This window comes from Microvirga sp. 3-52, assembly GCF_018383585.1.
In the GTDB taxonomy this organism is placed as follows: domain Bacteria; phylum Pseudomonadota; class Alphaproteobacteria; order Rhizobiales; family Beijerinckiaceae; genus Microvirga.
Map to the genome: position 1 here is coordinate 1 of NZ_JAHAMK010000032.1, position 16,232 is coordinate 16,232.

12 protein-coding genes and 3 pseudogenes are annotated in these 16,232 nt (G+C 59.1%); 9 read left to right on the plus strand and 6 right to left on the minus strand.

Annotated elements, in window-relative coordinates:
- Positions 1 to 144: 144 nt before the first annotated feature.
- Positions 145 to 654: pseudogene (locus tag KHP60_RS19750) on the minus strand (IS6 family transposase); the annotation flags it as partial.
- A 677-nt stretch (positions 655 to 1,331) separates the two neighbouring features.
- On the opposite strand from KHP60_RS19750, the gene KHP60_RS19755 reads away from it, so the two are divergent.
- Positions 1,332 to 2,195, plus strand: coding sequence for an ABC transporter substrate-binding protein (locus tag KHP60_RS19755; protein ID WP_213566025.1), 864 nt, complete (start codon positions 1,332 to 1,334; stop codon positions 2,193 to 2,195).
- Positions 2,196 to 2,358: 163 nt separating this feature from the next.
- Here the strand turns inward: KHP60_RS19755 and KHP60_RS19760 are convergent, their stop codons facing one another.
- Both KHP60_RS19760 and KHP60_RS19765 read right to left on the minus strand, forming a co-directional pair.
- Positions 2,359 to 3,204, minus strand: coding sequence for a metal-dependent phosphohydrolase (locus KHP60_RS19760; protein ID WP_213566026.1), 846 nt, complete (start codon positions 3,202 to 3,204; stop codon positions 2,359 to 2,361).
- 215 nt (positions 3,205 to 3,419) lie between these two features.
- A complete protein-coding gene (locus KHP60_RS19765) occupies positions 3,420 to 4,946 on the minus strand; it encodes a CYTH and CHAD domain-containing protein (protein ID WP_213566027.1) in 1,527 nt (508 codons plus the stop codon).
- A 191-nt stretch (positions 4,947 to 5,137) separates the two neighbouring features.
- Here KHP60_RS19765 and KHP60_RS19770 point away from each other — a divergent pair, with 191 nt between their 5' ends.
- A complete protein-coding gene (locus KHP60_RS19770) occupies positions 5,138 to 5,521 on the plus strand; it encodes an NUDIX hydrolase (protein ID WP_213566092.1) in 384 nt (127 codons plus the stop codon).
- Between the two features lie 113 nt (positions 5,522 to 5,634).
- Here the strand turns inward: KHP60_RS19770 and KHP60_RS25895 are convergent, their stop codons facing one another.
- A complete protein-coding gene (locus tag KHP60_RS25895; protein ID WP_409366304.1) occupies positions 5,635 to 5,877 on the minus strand; it encodes a DUF6894 family protein in 243 nt (80 codons plus the stop codon).
- A gap of 225 nt (positions 5,878 to 6,102) precedes the next feature.
- Here KHP60_RS25895 and KHP60_RS19775 point away from each other — a divergent pair.
- Both KHP60_RS19775 and KHP60_RS19780 read left to right on the plus strand, forming a co-directional pair.
- Positions 6,103 to 6,252 (plus strand): annotated as a pseudogene (locus KHP60_RS19775) (helix-turn-helix domain-containing protein); the annotation flags it as partial.
- Positions 6,253 to 6,606: 354 nt separating this feature from the next.
- Positions 6,607 to 7,571: pseudogene (locus KHP60_RS19780) on the plus strand (IS5 family transposase).
- A gap of 65 nt (positions 7,572 to 7,636) precedes the next feature.
- On the opposite strand, the gene KHP60_RS19785 reads toward KHP60_RS19780, so the two are convergent.
- Positions 7,637 to 8,659 (minus strand): LacI family DNA-binding transcriptional regulator, encoded by a 1,023-nt coding sequence (locus tag KHP60_RS19785; protein WP_213566029.1) that lies wholly within the window; start codon positions 8,657 to 8,659, stop codon positions 7,637 to 7,639.
- Positions 8,660 to 8,778: 119 nt separating this feature from the next.
- On the opposite strand from KHP60_RS19785, the gene KHP60_RS19790 reads away from it, so the two are divergent.
- From KHP60_RS19790 to KHP60_RS19805, 4 genes are all read left to right on the plus strand, one after another.
- Positions 8,779 to 9,912: a mandelate racemase/muconate lactonizing enzyme family protein gene (locus KHP60_RS19790; protein WP_213566030.1), complete on the plus strand. Its 1,134-nt coding sequence runs from the start codon at positions 8,779 to 8,781 to the stop codon at positions 9,910 to 9,912.
- Between the two features lie 37 nt (positions 9,913 to 9,949).
- Complete coding sequence (locus tag KHP60_RS19795; RefSeq protein WP_213566031.1) at positions 9,950 to 11,221, plus strand: ABC transporter substrate-binding protein; 1,272 nt, start codon at positions 9,950 to 9,952, stop codon at positions 11,219 to 11,221.
- A gap of 77 nt (positions 11,222 to 11,298) precedes the next feature.
- Positions 11,299 to 12,162 carry a carbohydrate ABC transporter permease gene (locus tag KHP60_RS19800; RefSeq protein WP_213566032.1) on the plus strand — a complete coding sequence of 288 codons (864 nt, stop codon included), beginning with the start codon at positions 11,299 to 11,301 and terminating at the stop codon, positions 12,160 to 12,162.
- A complete protein-coding gene (locus tag KHP60_RS19805; protein WP_213566033.1) occupies positions 12,159 to 13,007 on the plus strand; it encodes a carbohydrate ABC transporter permease in 849 nt (282 codons plus the stop codon). The genes KHP60_RS19800 and KHP60_RS19805 overlap by 4 nt, the downstream gene beginning before the upstream one ends.
- Positions 13,008 to 13,455: 448 nt before the next feature.
- On the opposite strand, the gene KHP60_RS19810 is transcribed toward KHP60_RS19805, so the two are convergent.
- Positions 13,456 to 14,262 (minus strand): AraC family transcriptional regulator, encoded by an 807-nt coding sequence (locus KHP60_RS19810; protein ID WP_249688953.1) that lies wholly within the window; start codon positions 14,260 to 14,262, stop codon positions 13,456 to 13,458.
- Between the two features lie 283 nt (positions 14,263 to 14,545).
- Between KHP60_RS19810 and KHP60_RS19815 the strand changes: the two genes are divergently transcribed.
- Complete coding sequence (locus KHP60_RS19815; RefSeq protein ID WP_311925211.1) at positions 14,546 to 16,039, plus strand: alpha-glucosidase/alpha-galactosidase; 1,494 nt, start codon at positions 14,546 to 14,548, stop codon at positions 16,037 to 16,039.
- Positions 16,040 to 16,232 lie beyond the last annotated feature (193 nt).

Consider the following 16,232-nt stretch of genomic DNA (forward strand, 5'->3'; position numbering starts at 1 on the left):
GAGCCTCTCGTCACGCGATGACGCGATCAAACCCAGGTCCGGCCGTTCAATACGGGGACAGCGCCTGCCTCAAAACCAGCTGACGATAAGAAAAATGCACCTATGGAGCTCGAAAACGCCTTGTCAAATACATCCGTCAAATACATCCGTGAGATAGGCACTTTGCCGGATCCAGATCGGCTTGAGTTTCCGGCGTGACCTATCCTGAAGCCGGTCTGTACTATCACAGGACAGGATTGCCTCACGATTGGTTTGGCTGCCGTCAATCACGATTCGCTCAGGTCGGCCATGCCGCTTGAGTGCTTTGCACAGGAACCGTTTGGCGGCTGTCAGATTGCGCTTCTCACTGAACCAGAATTCGACCGTGTCGCCATTGCTGTCGATCGCGCGGTAAAGATACCGCCAATGCCCGCAGACCTTGATGTATGTCTCGTCGATGTGCCACTTGCCAGTGACGGCACGCTTGCGTGAATTGAAGCGCTCTAGCAGTTCGGGTGAGTAATGGATAACCCACCTGTGGATCGTGGCATGATCAACCGAGATGCCGCGCTCGGCCATCATCTCCTCCAGGTTTCGCAGGCTCAGATTGTACGCGAGATACCAGCGGATACAGAGCAGGATTACCGATCGATCAAAATGCCCGCCCTTGAACATACCATCCTCCGTCGCTGAACCGAGAGAGCAATAGCTGAAACTCTGAAACAAACGGTTTGCGACGGAACCGGAGGGGCAACGCAAGGCGGTGCGGGCCGCTCTTCTGGCGGGGGTGGCGCCGGCACAAGTCGCTAAGCACTTTGGCCTGCCGCTTGCCGCCGTCCGAAAGGTGCTTGAGGAGGCCGCGTAAGCTTCCGGGTCGAGCGGGCATGCTGCCAAACTAGCTCACATCCGAACATCCATTCCGCAGCCTCTGTTAGAGTATCTGACTTTGGGTAAGGGTAAATGCCTTCCCCTCACCATGGTCTTGCGGAAGAACTGCTCTGGCATAAAGCCACCGTAACAACAGGCGAGATTGAAGCATCGCGCCACAGTGGTACCGGCCCGCCCACTACGGTGCATTGTTGCAACGGTGCCTACAGCACTCTGTCGGTGTCCCGCAACACGCCGCGAACTTCATCTCATGTTAGTACTGGTAGGCGCAGGCACTGTTTCATGGTTGAATGACCGCGCGAGTGCGCTCGATATATCGCTTGCCTCCTTGGGAGGTTTACATGAAGCGCCGCGACTTTCTCCGCTGCTTAGGCACGCTCCCCCTCACGATTGGGACTTCAGGAGCAAGGGGACAAACATCCTCGAAGGTGTTTCGCGTCGGCACGCTCAGTCCAGGCACACCGATGACTGAGAGCGTCTACGGTCCAGCGCTGGTCCGCGGCCTCGCCCAGCATGGCTATGTGCTCGGGCGCAATCTGATCATCGAGACCCGAGCGGCCGAGGGGCATCTCGAGCGCATACCCGCGTTGATTCAGGATCTCATCGCGAGCAGGATCGACGTGCTGGTCGTGCAGGGCTTTCCGCCTGCCCTCGCGGCCAAGCAGATTGGCACCGTTCCGACGGTGGTTCTCGGCGGAACGGGCGATCCCGTTGCCACAGGCCTGATCGAGAGCCTCGCCCGGCCCGGAGGCACTATCACCGGCATATCGGACGTATCCGTCCAGCTCTCGCCGAAACGCCTGGAGCTTCTGAAAGAACTGACGCCGACGCTGAAGCAGGTGGCGATGCTGTGGAATGCCGACGATCTCGGCATGTCCCTCCGGGTCCGGGAGTCCGAACAAGCGGCAAAGGCGCTCAATCTGAGCGTACAGGCCCTCGGTGTCCGCGAGCCGAACGACTTCGCTGCAGCCTTTGCCGCCATGATCCGCCATATGCCCGATAGCATCCTCATGGTGAGTGACTCTCTCACCCTTCTGAACCGGCGCCGGGTGTTCGAGTTCTCCGCTGCTCACCGGCTGCCTGCCATCTACGAGTTCGAGTCTCTTGTGCGGGATGGCGGATTGATGTCGTACGGACCGGATCAGGGCGGAAGCGCTGAGCGTGGGGCGGCGTTGGTGGGCCATATACTTAGGGGTGCAAATCCGGCCGAGCTACCGTTTGAGAATCCAACCCGCTTCACCTTCGCGATCAATTTGAAGACGGCGACGAGCCTTGGGATCACGGTGCCGCCAGCGCTGCTGGTGCAGGCTGACGTGCTGATCGAATAAGGCATCCCAAGTTCAGCCAGGACCCACAGGAGGGGCTGGATCAGGGGAGTTTCTTTATCGACGGGTACGAGGAAACATGGGGCGACTTGACGCTACCCGGTGGCAAGAGGGTCGTTTTAGAGCATACAGCGATTGGTAGCCTTATGACAGCATGGGAGAGGTGTTATCTCTCATGTTCATTCAGATCCTCGCTGTGCTCGGCCCGAAAGACATTGGCGTGCAGTTGCGCCAGCCATCGCCGCCCCTCGGCCGTCACCTTGAGATGCCGGACTGCAGGGGCGATCTGCGCTGACACGCTCGCCCAGAAAAAGGTCGGGTAACGGTCGACAACATCGGCCGGGGAGGTGTAACCAAGCCGCTCGTTGATTCCAGCTTCTGCGAACTCGTGGTAAAGCCTGTTGGCCTTGCGTAAGTAAAGCGGATCACCCAGCTGCCCGATCAGGTCGGCTGCCCGCACAAGCCCAGTTTCAGCATCCAGCTCACGGTCGTTGCGGCCCTCCGGTGCCGGAAAGCGCGTAAACTCGATCATGCGAGCCAGGCGCTCTGCGTCGAGTTGGTCGCAATCTTCAAAGCGGGATCGGACGAACAGCTTGGAGCGATCCACGTGGTACTGGGTCAGGGCCGCATCGGAGGCGCCCCGGGGCAGTTCTACCGTCTGCCCCGTCTCGTCAACGATGTAAGCCCCTTCGGTATCCCCGGCAAGGAGCCCACGAACATAGCCGATGTCGTGCATAAGGCAGGCCACCAAGAAGTGCACCCAATCAGACGGAGAAACGGCCTCCCGCAAGCTGCGGCCACGTAGAATGTCCCGGCCGGCGAGCGTCACAAGCACCGTATGTTCGTAGTTGTGGTAGAGCGCATCCGAGTTCGCGATGCACTCAATGGCCAGGCGAGCATTGGTACGAAGAACCTCTGCGAGGCGGGTCTCGGATGATCCAAACATGCCCTGGAAGTCTGTAGCCAGGTGGTCACCAAGGGCACTGGCCGTGAGAGCATCGATGGTAAGCACGAATCCCCCAGGGTTATGTCTGCTCAGGCCTTTGGTGGACGCTCGAATTCACGAACGCATCTCGTGCGAGTTCAGCAAAGCGGGTTGCCAGGTTTGGCCTGAGCGTCTTTCGAGACGGCGTCTCGGCCAATGCATTGGCCCCACAGGGTCACCGAGCTCGCCCGTATCCTACAGGATGCCGCCAGCATGTCGATGACGTTGTCATCCTCGGGCACCTAACTGTTCCAGAATGGTTCTACCGCCGCCAGGTCCTGGTACTGCGCCTGTGCCGCGGCAAGAAGGTCGTCCACACGGGTCAGTTGCTCCTGGTGAAGCGCCTCAGCCACGTCCGAGGTGTGCATCTCGGACCCGACCGCAATGTCGTTGAGCTCGCCCAGCGTCTCTTGAAGCGCCTCAAGGGTCTTCAGCGCTGCCCGCTTCCGCTTTTTCGCACCACCGCCTTTGAACAGGTTGTCGAAGAACTCGCCAGCGTAGCGCAGCTTCTTGATCTCGATGCGCACCTGATGGCGCTCTTCCGGATCAAGGTCGGCCAGGTTTCTGCCGCGCTTGAGCACGCGCTTCCAGCGCCGGCCGATTTCCCGCTCTGCGAGCTCCACAACAGGCTGTTTGCGGCGCTGACGGGCGGGCTTGCTCTGATCGACCACCCAGCCTCCAGCCTGGATCCAGGCTGCCGTGTTGAGGACTCCATTGACAAAGCGAGACGAGACAATCGTCTCCTGCACCGTCTGGTAAGCTCGGTTGCGCCGGTCCTGATAACCAGCAAGTAGCTGCTGATAGCCCTGATCGTCCTTGTGCTGGTCTCCGGCAGGCTCGAGAACCTTTGTGATATAGACGTCCAGATCTCTGGCCTCTCCGAGGAGGTTGGCCATCCATTTGAGCTCGGCCTTCACCTGATCCCGCTGCTCGTCTTCGACCACGGTTTTGAACAGGGTGATGGCAGCTCGAAGCCGGCGCAGCGCCACCCGCATCTGGTGAACGGCGTCACCCTCTGGTGTGGCCCTGACAATCGCCTCATTGGCCATCAGGTGCCGCAGGCAAGACGCGCCAATGACCTGAAAGGCCTGCGCGCTCGTCATCCGGCGCCTGAGGAGAACAGGATCAGCTTTTATCCGCCGGGGTGCCTCATCCGAACTCACTTCATAGCCCCGTTCGGCCTTGGTTGTGAAGCTTAGGCGCAGCGGTGTTTGCTGCGAGAGTGTCTGGGCCAAGTCAAAGAGGTCCGCCGGATGACCCTTCTTCAGCTCAAGCTCAAGCTCGCCGAACCTGAGCGTCCGCTCCTTAGCCTCGACCGTGGCACGATCTGCCGCCACCTCGATGGTCGATTTGCCGTATGACAGGATGTGGAGTGTTCGCTCCGCAGTCACGCTGAAAGCAGGTCGGATGGCTTCCTGATGTTTCAGAAGGGGCTTGAGAGCCGTCTCCGCCGCAAGGGTGTAATCCGGCCTGTCGCCTGCCACCTCATGCTCCCACTCGCTGCGGGTCAAGGCCACGCTGTCAGGTGAGCGAGAGGCCTTGATAGTTTGGATGCGCTGGTGGCCGTTGCGCCGGATCCGGAGCGAAATCCCAGCCTGTCGCAGCGCTTGATCCGGTGTATCGAAGTAGGTGGATTGAAGGGTCTGTGTAACAGGGTTGGTACGAGACTGTGCGTCAAAGAGTGGATGCGCCAGCACTTGGTCCAGCGCTTCGGGTTCCAGCTCCAGCTTGAGTTCGACTTCCTGAGGAGTGTTGGATCCCTTGTTCATAGGGCCTTGAAGCCTCCGCTCACTGGAAGTCGGAACGCAAGCTCAACAGGGTAGTTCCACAAGAAGCGGAGCAGCGAATTGCAGTGAGCTGGCTAATTTACTTCCGACAGGATCCCAAGCAGGTGAGGGGCTGCTACGTGCAGTACGGAGCTCTGCCGTTTCGCCGGAGCCGCGATGGGTCTTTGAAGATCATGCTCGTGACCACACGCGGGCGCAAGCGCTGGATGATCCCGAAAGGCTGGCCGATCCGAGGACTTGATCCGCACGAGAGCGCTGCCCGGGAGGCGCTCGAGGAGGCGGGCTTAGTCGGAGATGTCCATGCTGAAGCCATAGGATCCATTTCGTACAACAAGCGGCTTGGGCATGGACGTGAAGTTCAGTGTGTCGTTGAGGTCTTTCCGCTTTATGTTGACCATCAGAGGGACCACTGGCTTGAGCAGGGGGAGCGGGAGACGAAGTGGTTCAGCTCCAGGAAGGCGGCCAGCCTCGTTTCCGAGACTGGCCTGAGGGAGATTCTGCTTCGCTTTGACGTCCAAGGGAGCTCCACTGACGGGTTGCCTCATCCGTCGCCATAACCGACCGCGCCTGCTCATCCATAAGACACTGCGCGACCACATCCTCGCACGTTATCGTCTACCTCGCAGGCCCCAGTGCCGTCTCAGCCTCAGGAAAGAAGTGAGACACCCGATTAAGCGGCGGTCGAGGAGACTCTTTGCGATATGGGCATGGTGAAGATGCTCTGTCTGTCCTCGTTCAAGACCACAAAGCGATAGCTCCGTGAGGGACTGGACAAGACTGGGTCAAGAGCGACAAGCCCGTGGCTCATTCGTGCGAACTGCCGGGCATCTTCGTCACTGGTGCAGTCATAACCAGAATCATCTTCCGATATGAGTTGAGATCCCTGATAAAGATTAAAGTAGTAGCGAGGCATAGGCCATGTCTCCTCTCAGGACGTAGGCTAAGGTCTTTCTTGCTACTCCGACTTGATTTCATATTGAGCATCATAACCCCGTCTGAGGTATAGATGTTGAATCGAATATTGCAGCATCGGCCACGAGCCGTCGTTGATGTTTGTCTGACCGCCTCGGCCACCTCGGCTGCGATCATTGCCGTCTACCTATGCTCGCAGTTGCCATAGGTAGGACCCACGCAGGAGCATTTGTCCCGCATGTTGGGAGTGCAACGGTCAACGATCAGCCTCGTCACGTATGGGCTTCGGTCGGCGGGGTTGATCTATCAGGGCAGAGGCGCCATCACAGTCCGCGACCGCCCTGGCCTCGAACAGATTGCATGCGGAAGTTACTAAGTCGCGCGTCGACGGTCAAAACCACTCGCACTTCCGCAGAACCATGAGATTACCTATGCGCACTGAGGACGAGGATGATCTTCTGCATGTCGATGAGCATCAGTGGGTCCGACGGGAACCATCGACGGGGCTTCGGTTGCTTTGTCTGGTTGTAGGACTGGCCGGCATAGCCGGTGCGATCTACTTGACTGTTGGAATGCCTTAGGGGGATCAAACCTGGTTTGTCGCGAGAACGCTTGGACTTGATCTGTCGCGGCTGACCACGACGCACCGCCGTGTTGCACGGATAGGCGATTTGGCTGCCGAGACTGGAACGCATAGAAGGACGGTGCTTTCCAGATCTCGGATTCGACCGTGCCGTTCAAGACCATTGCCGCTCGCCGTCACCGCATCCCCAAGCAGCGGCACCGGGTGACGAACTGGGCGGAGTATGACGCGGCCTGGCGCCAGCGCGGAAGCCTCACAGTCTGGTTCTCTGAGGAAGCCATTGCCGCCTGGCGGGCCGAACCCCGCTCCACACGAGGCGGTCAGCCGCATTACTCAGCCCTGGCGATCAGAACAGCTCTGACGCTCCGGGCGGTGTTCCGACTGGCGCTACGCCAAACCGAAGGGTTAATCGGCTCAATTCTGAGGCTCCTCGGTCTCGATCTGGTGGTACCGGATCATTCCACCCTCAGCCGTCGCGCCGAGACCCTCGAGGTGCCAAGACCAATCTCACGTGCCGGGCCAGTGCATCTGGTGGTCGACAGCTCCGGGTTGCGGCTGTGTGGACCCGGCGAGTGGCTGGTCGAGAAGCACGGAACCCGCAGACACCGATCCTGGCGCAAGCTGCACATCGGTGTCGATGCTCACACCGGGCAGATCCTTGCATCCGAATTGACCACGAGCGACGTCGATGATGGCTCGCAGGTTGAGCCTTTGCTCGACCAGATCTCAGGTCCACTCGCCTCATTTACAGGCGATGGAGCTTACGATCAGGAGGGCATCTACGGTAACGTAGCCGAACGTCATCCTGAGGCTCACGTGATCGTTCCACCTGGATCAACGGCGGTACCGAGCGACATGGCCGAGAGCACTCCGACCCAGCGCGATCGGCATCTCCACAGCATCGCTGAGCATGGACGTGTGGGCTGGCAGAAGCGGTCCGGGTACACGCGCCGCACTTTGGTGGAACCGCCATCAGCCGCTTCAAACGAGTGATCGGGGATGCGCTGCGCTCGCAGACCGATCGGCGTCGTGCGACAGAGGTCGCCATTGCCGTCAGCGCTTTGAACCGCATGCTCGAGCTTGGATGCCCGAAGTCCATCCGTATCACCTGAAGCCAGGCCCGAGGTCCATCAATGCGTGCACAATCCGATCCGTGCAACACGGTCTCTCACATGCGTCACCTGCTGGAGATCGGTGGCGAGGTTGAGGCCCGCACCACGAGATGGTTTTGCAGCATTTCTCGCCTTTTCGGTGCGGTCGGGGTTTCCATCCGCTCCATCAGTAGCTGCCATGCGGTCGCAGCAACGTCCGCGGTCGGCTGCCTAACGACGGTCAATGGCGGGGAAACAAGCTCGCCCCAGGGCAGTTCGTCGAAGGCGACGAGAGAGACATCGTGCGGAATCCGGATGTTCCAGCTTTGCAGGTACCGAAGCACCCATAGGGTATTGATGCTGTTGCTCGTGATGATGGCCGTGGGAGCATCATCACGCCACAGAAGGCCTTTGAGCTGGTCTTGCAGATCTTGGGCCTCGTTCGGGGTACCGATCACCTGTGCGGTCAGGCGGCCGGCGGACTCGGTGACCATCGAACGAAGCGTGTCGATCCGCAGGCGCGTTGTGATAAGGTTTGGATTGCGAACCACGAATAACAAACGCTCATGCCCGAGGAGGCGTAAATGCTCCACCACCTCGCGCATGGCACGCTGATGATCGAGCAATACGAGGTCGAAGCGTTCCTCATGCTGGATGCGGTCAACGATCACAGCCGGAACGTGGTGTCTGGCGATAAGGTCGAGAGTACGCGTCGGATCCGTGGTGGGCATCAGAACGATCCCGTCGACGCGGCGGCTGATGAGCGATTCGACCCGGTCAAGTTCCTGCTGGGGGCTCCCGCCACTGAGCACCTGCATGACCTGGTGTCCCTGGGATATGGAAAGCTCATCGAGCGCTTCGATCAGCGACGCGAAGTAAGCACTCGAAATCATCGGAATGCACAGTCCAACGACATTCGTCTTGCTTTGCCGCAAGCTTCTCGCAAGCTGGTTTGGCCGGTAGTTGAGTTCGGCGGCTGCTTTGACCACTAGGTCATGTCGGGCTTTGCTGACGACGGCTGTGTTGTTGAGGACATGGGATGCCGTTCCCACCGAAACCCCCGCTCGAAGCGCCACGTCCTTGATCGTCGGCACCGATCCATTTTTCATCTCTTGGCATCTCTCGGCATGGGCACTCCATAGCCCCGGACTTGTATTGCTTAAGTAGTACTTGCACATCCCCTCTATTCTATCTAGTATCTTTTGAAACGTTTCAAAAGAGATGAATGATGAAGATCACGAAGGTGGAAACGTTTCGCCACTGGGTCGACTGGTGCAACTGGCTGGTCGTCCGGATCTCCACCGACGAGGGCATCGTCGGCTGGGGCGAGGGCTCCCTTCATGGAGCCATGGATGGGGTCGATGCGACGATCCAAGAGATGGGACGAGGTCTTATAGGGCTCGATCCGGCGGGTCCGGAAAACCACTGGCACCGGATCTACAATTCCTGGCGTTGGCGGGGTGGTTCCACGTTCATGACCGCGCTGGCGGCCATCGACATTGCCTTATGGGACATTGAAGGGAAACGGCTCGGGGTTCCCGTGTATCGCCTGCTGGGCGGCGCGCAGCGTAAATCGATCAAGGCCTATGCCAGCCACTGGCTTTCGGGAGTCCGCACCCCGGAAAAGGCCTTCGAGGGGGCGCGCGAGGTCAGGAAGCGCGGCTTTTCGGCGTTCAAGTTCATGCCTTTCACCTTTGAGGGGCTCCGGGCCAACGAGGCCTCCGAATTCGCCCTGGCTGCCGACATCATGGCGGCCGCGCGTGAGGGCGCAGGCGATGACTGCGAGATCTTCGTCGAGTGCAGCGAGTTCCTGTCCCCCCGCACTCTGTGTCGCCTCGAGGACGCACTGATCGGAAGCCGTCCCGGCTGGTTCGAGGAGCCGGTCCCCTTCGAGAACGCGAAGGTCATGGCGCAGTTGCAGCAACAGATCAGGACGCCGATCGCCACCGGCGAACGGTTGCTCATTCGGCAGGAGTTCCGCGAATTGTTCGAGCAGGGCGGGTGCCGGATCGCCCAGCCGGATCTCATGCATGCCGGCGGGATCACGGAGGTCAGGCGGATCGCCTCATTTGCCGAAACCTACTGCATTCCCATCGCCCCGCACAATTCCGGCGGCGCCATCGCCTGCGCCGCTACCATGCATCTCGTGGCCAGCATTCCGAACTTCCTGATCCTGGAGCAGATGGAGGATCAGCGGCACGTCAGGGACGCCGCCTCAAGCAGACCGATCGAGTTGCGGGACGGACACTTCCTGCTGCCGGAAGGCCCTGGCCTCGGGCTCGATTTCAATCTGGACGCGATGGAGAAGTATTCCCCGCAACCACAGCCCGCCCGTTCCCGGCCCGGCTCGCTGTGGTGGTAGGGCCGGGAGATACAACAATAACCGAAGGAGGAAACCGATGGACTTTCCAGTCAACAGGCGCAGGTTCCTACAGGTTGCAGGTGCGACCGCCCTGGCCACCTCATCCCTGAAGATCCCGTCCGCACAGGCAGCCCCGACCAAGATCACCTATTGGGCCTGGAGCGAGCACGTCCGGGGTGCCAAGGCCGTGTACCCGAAGTTCCAGCAGCAGCATCCAGACATCGAAGTCGATATCATCAACCTCAATCCGCAGGAGATCCAGGACAAGATGCTGATCGCGCTCACGACTGGCGTGGGAGCGCCGGATGTCGCGCTCATCATCGAAAAGCGGTTTCCGACGTACCCGCAAACAGGCGGCCTGCTCGACGTCACCAAGAGTCTTGCCGGTCTTGAGAGCCAGTACGAACCCCGCCTCTGGGCCCGCCTCCACTATGAAGGCAAGGCCTACGGCGTTCCCTATATCAACAACAGCGCCGTGATGTTCTACCGACGCGACATTTTCGAGAAGGCGGGGCTCACCGCACCAATCGACACCTGGCCGGAATGGATCGAGGCCGGCAAAAAAGTGCGCGCGATGGACAGCAACGTCTACATGCATCAGGTCTCAGGCGGAGTGGCCGGCAACGGTCCGCTCGACGGGTACATGGAATCCGCGGGCGTCCAGTATTTCGACGAGAAGGGCAAGACCATCCGAAACAACAAGGCCGCGGCCGACGTTCTTCGGTTCTACTTCGATCTGGTGAAGAAGCACGACATCGCATTGCTCGTGCGCCACAACTCGCCCGAGTATTTCGTGGCCATGAAGACAGGAAAGCTCGCCGCTCTTCACTCCGGCAATTGGGGCCTAGAGCGCATTGAGAGCGAGTCGCCGGAGAACAAGGGGAAATGGGGCGTCATGCCATGGCCGAAATGGTCCAAGGACGCCCCCGCGACGACTGGAACCTGGGGCGGCAGCGTCCTGGCGATTCCAAAGTCCGGCAAGAACATCGATGCGACCGTCAAATGGGCGACCTTCCTCGGCACCAACGTAGACGCGCAGGTCGGGCTCTGGCAGAGCAGCTATGGCTATCCGACCAATCTGCTCGCGCAGAAGGATCCGCGCATGCTAGAGACGCAGTCGTATCTCGGGCAGTCCATGTACGAGGCTTCGCTGAAGCCCCGTGAGACGAAATATTTCAATCTCATCCCGGATTGGCCCCGCGTGCAGGTCGCCATGGGACGGCAACTCGACCTCATGTTCAAGGGCGATCGTACGCCCGAGCAGGCCTGGGCGGATTTCGAGGCCGAGATGGCCGCTTTCACCGGCTGAGAGATCGACCCTTGACCAGTCCATCCTCCATACTTGGGAAGGCCGGCTCCCTGAAAAGGGCGTCGGCCGAGAGACGTTTGCTCGCCGAGCGGATCACGCCCTACCTGTTCATTCTGCCGTTCTTCGTGCTGTTCGGATCTTTTTGGATCGGGCCGATCGCGGCCTCGTTCGGCTATTCGTTCACGGCGTGGAGGGGGATCACGCCACCGACTTTCATCGGGTTGCAGAATTACCAGGTCCTGTGGAACGACCCGCGCTTTCACACAGCGGTTTCCAACACGCTGCTTTTCACCTTTCTTTACGTGACTCTCGCCAACGCCCTCGCGCTGGCGCTGGCATTGCTCCTCAACGCGAGTTGGCTCCGCTTCCGTCAGTTCTTTCGCACTGCCTTCTTCTTTCCCATGACCATCAGCATGGTGGTGAGCGCCGTCATCTTCCAGATGGTCTATGCCGGCGACGTCGGACTCATCTCGAAGTTGGGTGCCGTTGTGGGCATCAGGACGCCGTCGTGGCTCGTCGACGATGATCTGGCCGTCTGGGCCATCATCATCATGCGGGTCTGGCGGACCATGGGCTACTACACCATCATCTATCTGGCCGGGCTCCAGACGGTACCGTCCGATCTGCGCGAAGCTGCGCGGATCGACGGTGCAAACGGATGGCAGATCTTCCGCTATGTCACGTTGCCGGTGATCCGTCCGGTGATGTTGGTTTGCGTTGTCATATCGACGATCTCGGCCCTCGAGATGTTCGATGAACCAATGATCCTGACACAAGGCGGCCCGGCCGATGCCACACTGACGGTCGCGATGTATCTCTACCAGCAGGGTTTCCAGTTTCTTCAACTGGGCCAGGCCGCAGCGGCTTCCTACATCCTCACACTCATCATCCTGATCATATCGGTAGTTCAGCGATTGACGATCGGACGGGAGCAACAATGAGCCAATCCGACAACGTCACGACGAACGATGCCCCTTCTCCGCTCTGGCAATGGGTAGCCTTGATTGGCGTCTCCTGCCTGCTTGCGGTGGTGATCTCGCCGTTCGTCTGGGCCATCATGTCCTCGTTCAAGGAGCGCGGGGACATCATGTCACCCGGCTTCCTGCCCCGTACATGGGTTTTCCAGAACTACGTCCATCTTCTTACCGAGACGTCGTTCCTGCGCTGGCTTCTCAACAGTGTTCTCGTGTCGGTGGGCGCCATGGCCCTCGGTATGGCAGTGTGCTCCATGGCGGGCTTTGCATTCGCGAAGTACAAGTTCTACGGCCAGACGGTGCTTTTCTGGACCGTGATCGCCTCGATGTCGATTCCGCCCTTCACCACGGTCATTCCCCTCTTCGGATGGATGGCGAAACTCGGACTGATCAATACCTACCCTGTGCTGATCCTTCCGTTCGCGGCCAATGCCTTCGGCCTGTTCATGATGAGGCAGTATTTCTCGACCCTGCCCGACGAGTTGCTCCAGGCAGCGCGCATCGACGGGTGCAGCGAGATACGCCTGTTCTGGAGCATCATGCTTCCGCTTGCCCGTCCGGCGCTTGGTGTCGTCGGCATCCTGATCTTCATCGCGTCCTGGAACTCCTTCATCTGGCCGCTCGTGATGATGCGCTCAGAGGACATGTTCACGCTTCCGGTCGGCATTGCCGGGCTCAACAGCGAACAGTCCCCGGAATACGGGAAGATCATGGCAGCCGCGGTGCTGTCGTCACTGCCCATTATCACGGTGTTCTTCCTGCTTCAGCGCCAGATCATCTCTGGGTTGACCCACGGGGCGGTGAAATCTTGAGCCCTTTCAACTCAGTATACCTTTCGATTCAGGGACGGCACTGTCACGGGAACAGCTGACGGATCAGGAAATATCACACTAACCGCGAAGACTGCCGTTTGCTCGTCAAGGGAAAATCTCGCGGCGAGGAAAAGCAAGGACTTGAGCTGGGCAAAAGCTGGCCTCATCGGGCAGCCCAACAGCTATACTCAGTTAATGTGACATCTCCCACGTGGCTCTTGTTCAGGGTAACGCACGGCCCAACGTGTGCTTCGATGAGATTGGCTCTCTTTAGAGGCAAGCAAGCGCGCCGCTGACGATCTCACACATCTGTGAAAAGCGCGAGGCATTTTCTGTCACGTTTTAAATCCGGACTTAGTCTCGGCTTGCTTCCTTACTCCCGATCTCATTCCAGGTTCGTGAAAAAATTCGCCAAAGACGGGGGCGCCATGCAATTGGTTAAGGCGGATTACCGTACCCCCCTTTGGGACGCATACATACCCGTCGTCCTGAATTCCGTTGGGCTGGTGCTGAAGACCCGCCGGAACGCCTTGGCGAAATAGTTCGGATCGTCGAAGCCACAAGCGGAGGCGATCTGCTTAACGGATATGTCGTCCTCAATGAGGAGCTTCGTCGCAAGAGTCATTCGCTCGTTCAGCACGAACTCCGCAGGAGACAGGCCTTCTCTTATGGCGAACATCCGCGTGAAGTGAGCTCGGCTGAGGCCTGCAATCTTGGCCATCGCCGATACGTTAAGCGGCTCGGAGAGATGGTCGCGGATATGGTCGATGGCTCGGCGGATCGGATCGATGTCACCGGGAGCAGCCGACCGGGAGTGAGAACCCAGGAGATCGTCATAGAGGATCATCGTTGCCTCGTACGCGATCGCCGATGCGGCGCCTGGAGCATTGCCCTCGCCCTTGATTAGCCTGAGACTGCAGCGGGCAAGCTTCTCCACCGCTTCAGGACCCAAGTGAAGAACCGGTCCCGCATTCGCCTGGATCATGCGGTGAATTCGCACAGCATCCTGTCCGGTTATGGCGAGCCAAAAGAACTCCCACGTCTCTCCAGGCTCTATCCAGTAGCGATGGTTATGGGGGATCGTGACCAGCATCGTATCGCCTGGGGTGAGGCGATACTGCTTCTGCTCGTAGACGAGGTTTCCTACGCCTGCGACCGTGTATTGAATGACACTGAAGGCTGTGCGCCCCCTCCGTCTGCCATCCCAGTCATAATCCGGCGCCGCTCTGACATCGTAGCCTGTGCTGGTTGGCATGCAGTGCAGACGATATCGGCTTCTAGGTAACGAAATAACCTGCATGGCCGGGCAGAGTTCGCGAAGTTCTCGGAGCACAGAATTACCCATTTAAGCACAACATTTCTCTTTTTCGGATTTCTTTGCCTTGCATACTAGGAGCTCAGGCATGGGCTCTGGAAGCAAAAATGTACCCATGGGTGCTCATGTCGGCATGCCGTTCCGGGCAAGGCGTGTTGGGGCGGATCAGGATCATGAAGGCGCGCCTGCCGAGAGCCAGGCGCCAAGCAGGAGTCCATAGGTCGTGACTAAACAGTTGAAGATTGCTATTATTGGTGCAGGCAGTGTCGGCTTCACGAAGAAGCTGTTTACTGACATTGTCAGTGTCCCGGAGCTTCGCAAAATTGAGTTCGCTCTGACGGATATCAACGAGCACAATCTCACCATGGTCCGCCAGATCCTCGAGAGGATCGTAGAGGTCAATCGCCTGCCGACCAAGATCAGCGCAACGACAGACCGTCGCACGGCGCTGGAGGGGGCTCGCTATGTGATGAACTGCGCCCGTGTCGGCGGTCTTGAGGCATTCAAGACCGATATTGAAATCCCACTTAAGTATGGTGTGGACCAATGCGTGGGTGACACCATCTGCGCGGGCGGCATCATGTACGGCCAACGTTCGATGGTCGCGATGCTCGACTTCTGCAAAGACATTCGTGAAGTGGCAGAGCCCGGCGCCAAGTTGCTCAACTATGCCAATCCCATGGCGATGAACACGTGGACCTCCATCGACAATGGCGGAGTGGAGACCATCGGTCTCTGCCATGGCGTGCAAAACGGCTGGAAGCAGATTGCGACCGTCCTCGGAGCGCAGAGCATCGATGAGGTTGATATCATCTGCTCGGGAATTAACCACCAGACTTGGTACGTTGACATTCGGTATCAAGGCCACAAGATCGGTCGCGATGAGCTCCTTGAAGCCTTCGAAGCGCACCCGGTCTACAGCCAGCAGGAGAAGGTGCGGATCGATGTGTTGAAGCGGTTCGGGTTCTACTCGACCGAGAGCAATGGACATCTCTCCGAGTACCTGCCATGGTATCGCAAGCGCCCGCAGGAAATCCCGAATTGGATTGATATGTCGCGGTGGATTCATGGTGAGACCGGAGGTTATCTCCGCGAATGCACAGAGAAGCGGAACTGGTTCGAGACCGATTTTCCTCGTCTGCTCGATGAAGCCGGGAAGCCGCTGGACCACTCGCAGCGAACCAACGAACATGCCAGCTATATTCTGGAAGCACTTGAAACCGGTCGGGTCTACCGCGGTCACTTCAATGTGAAAAACCGCGGGGTGATTACGAACCTGCCGGATGATGCAGTGATCGAATCTCCTGGCTTCGTTGATCGCTTTGGCGTGAATATGGTGGCGGGCATCACGCTTCCAGATGCATGCGCCGCGACCTGCATGGCATCCATCAACGTTCAACGGATGTCGGTCAAAGCAGCGCTCACGGGTGATGTCGATCTCCTGAAGCAGGCGATGCTCCACGATCCACTCGTCGGTGCCGTCTGCTCTCCGGAAGAGGTCTGGCAGATGGTCGACGAGATGCTTGTTGCACAGGCACAGTGGCTTCCTCAGTACGCGCCCGCCGTCGAAGGAGCAGTCGCACGTCTTTCACGTACCACGGTTGCGACCCGTACGTGGGAAGGGGCTGCCCGACGCCAGGTGCGGCCTGTCGATGAAGTGCGCCAGGACATGAGCAAACGCACGGAGGCGATGCTGGGTCAGACACTGATGGCATGAGCCTCATGCTGGGACTACTCGGCGCTGCTACGGCAGCGCCGCAATAAGCCGCAAAGCGGCATCGGATCAACTCAGAGGGAGGATTAAGATGAAGCGTTGGTTGTCATGCGTCGCCGTAGCTGCCTTAGTGCTGGGGCAGGGGAGCTGGGCCTCGGCTCAACAAATTGCGGATCCCATTCCGTACCCGCCTGTA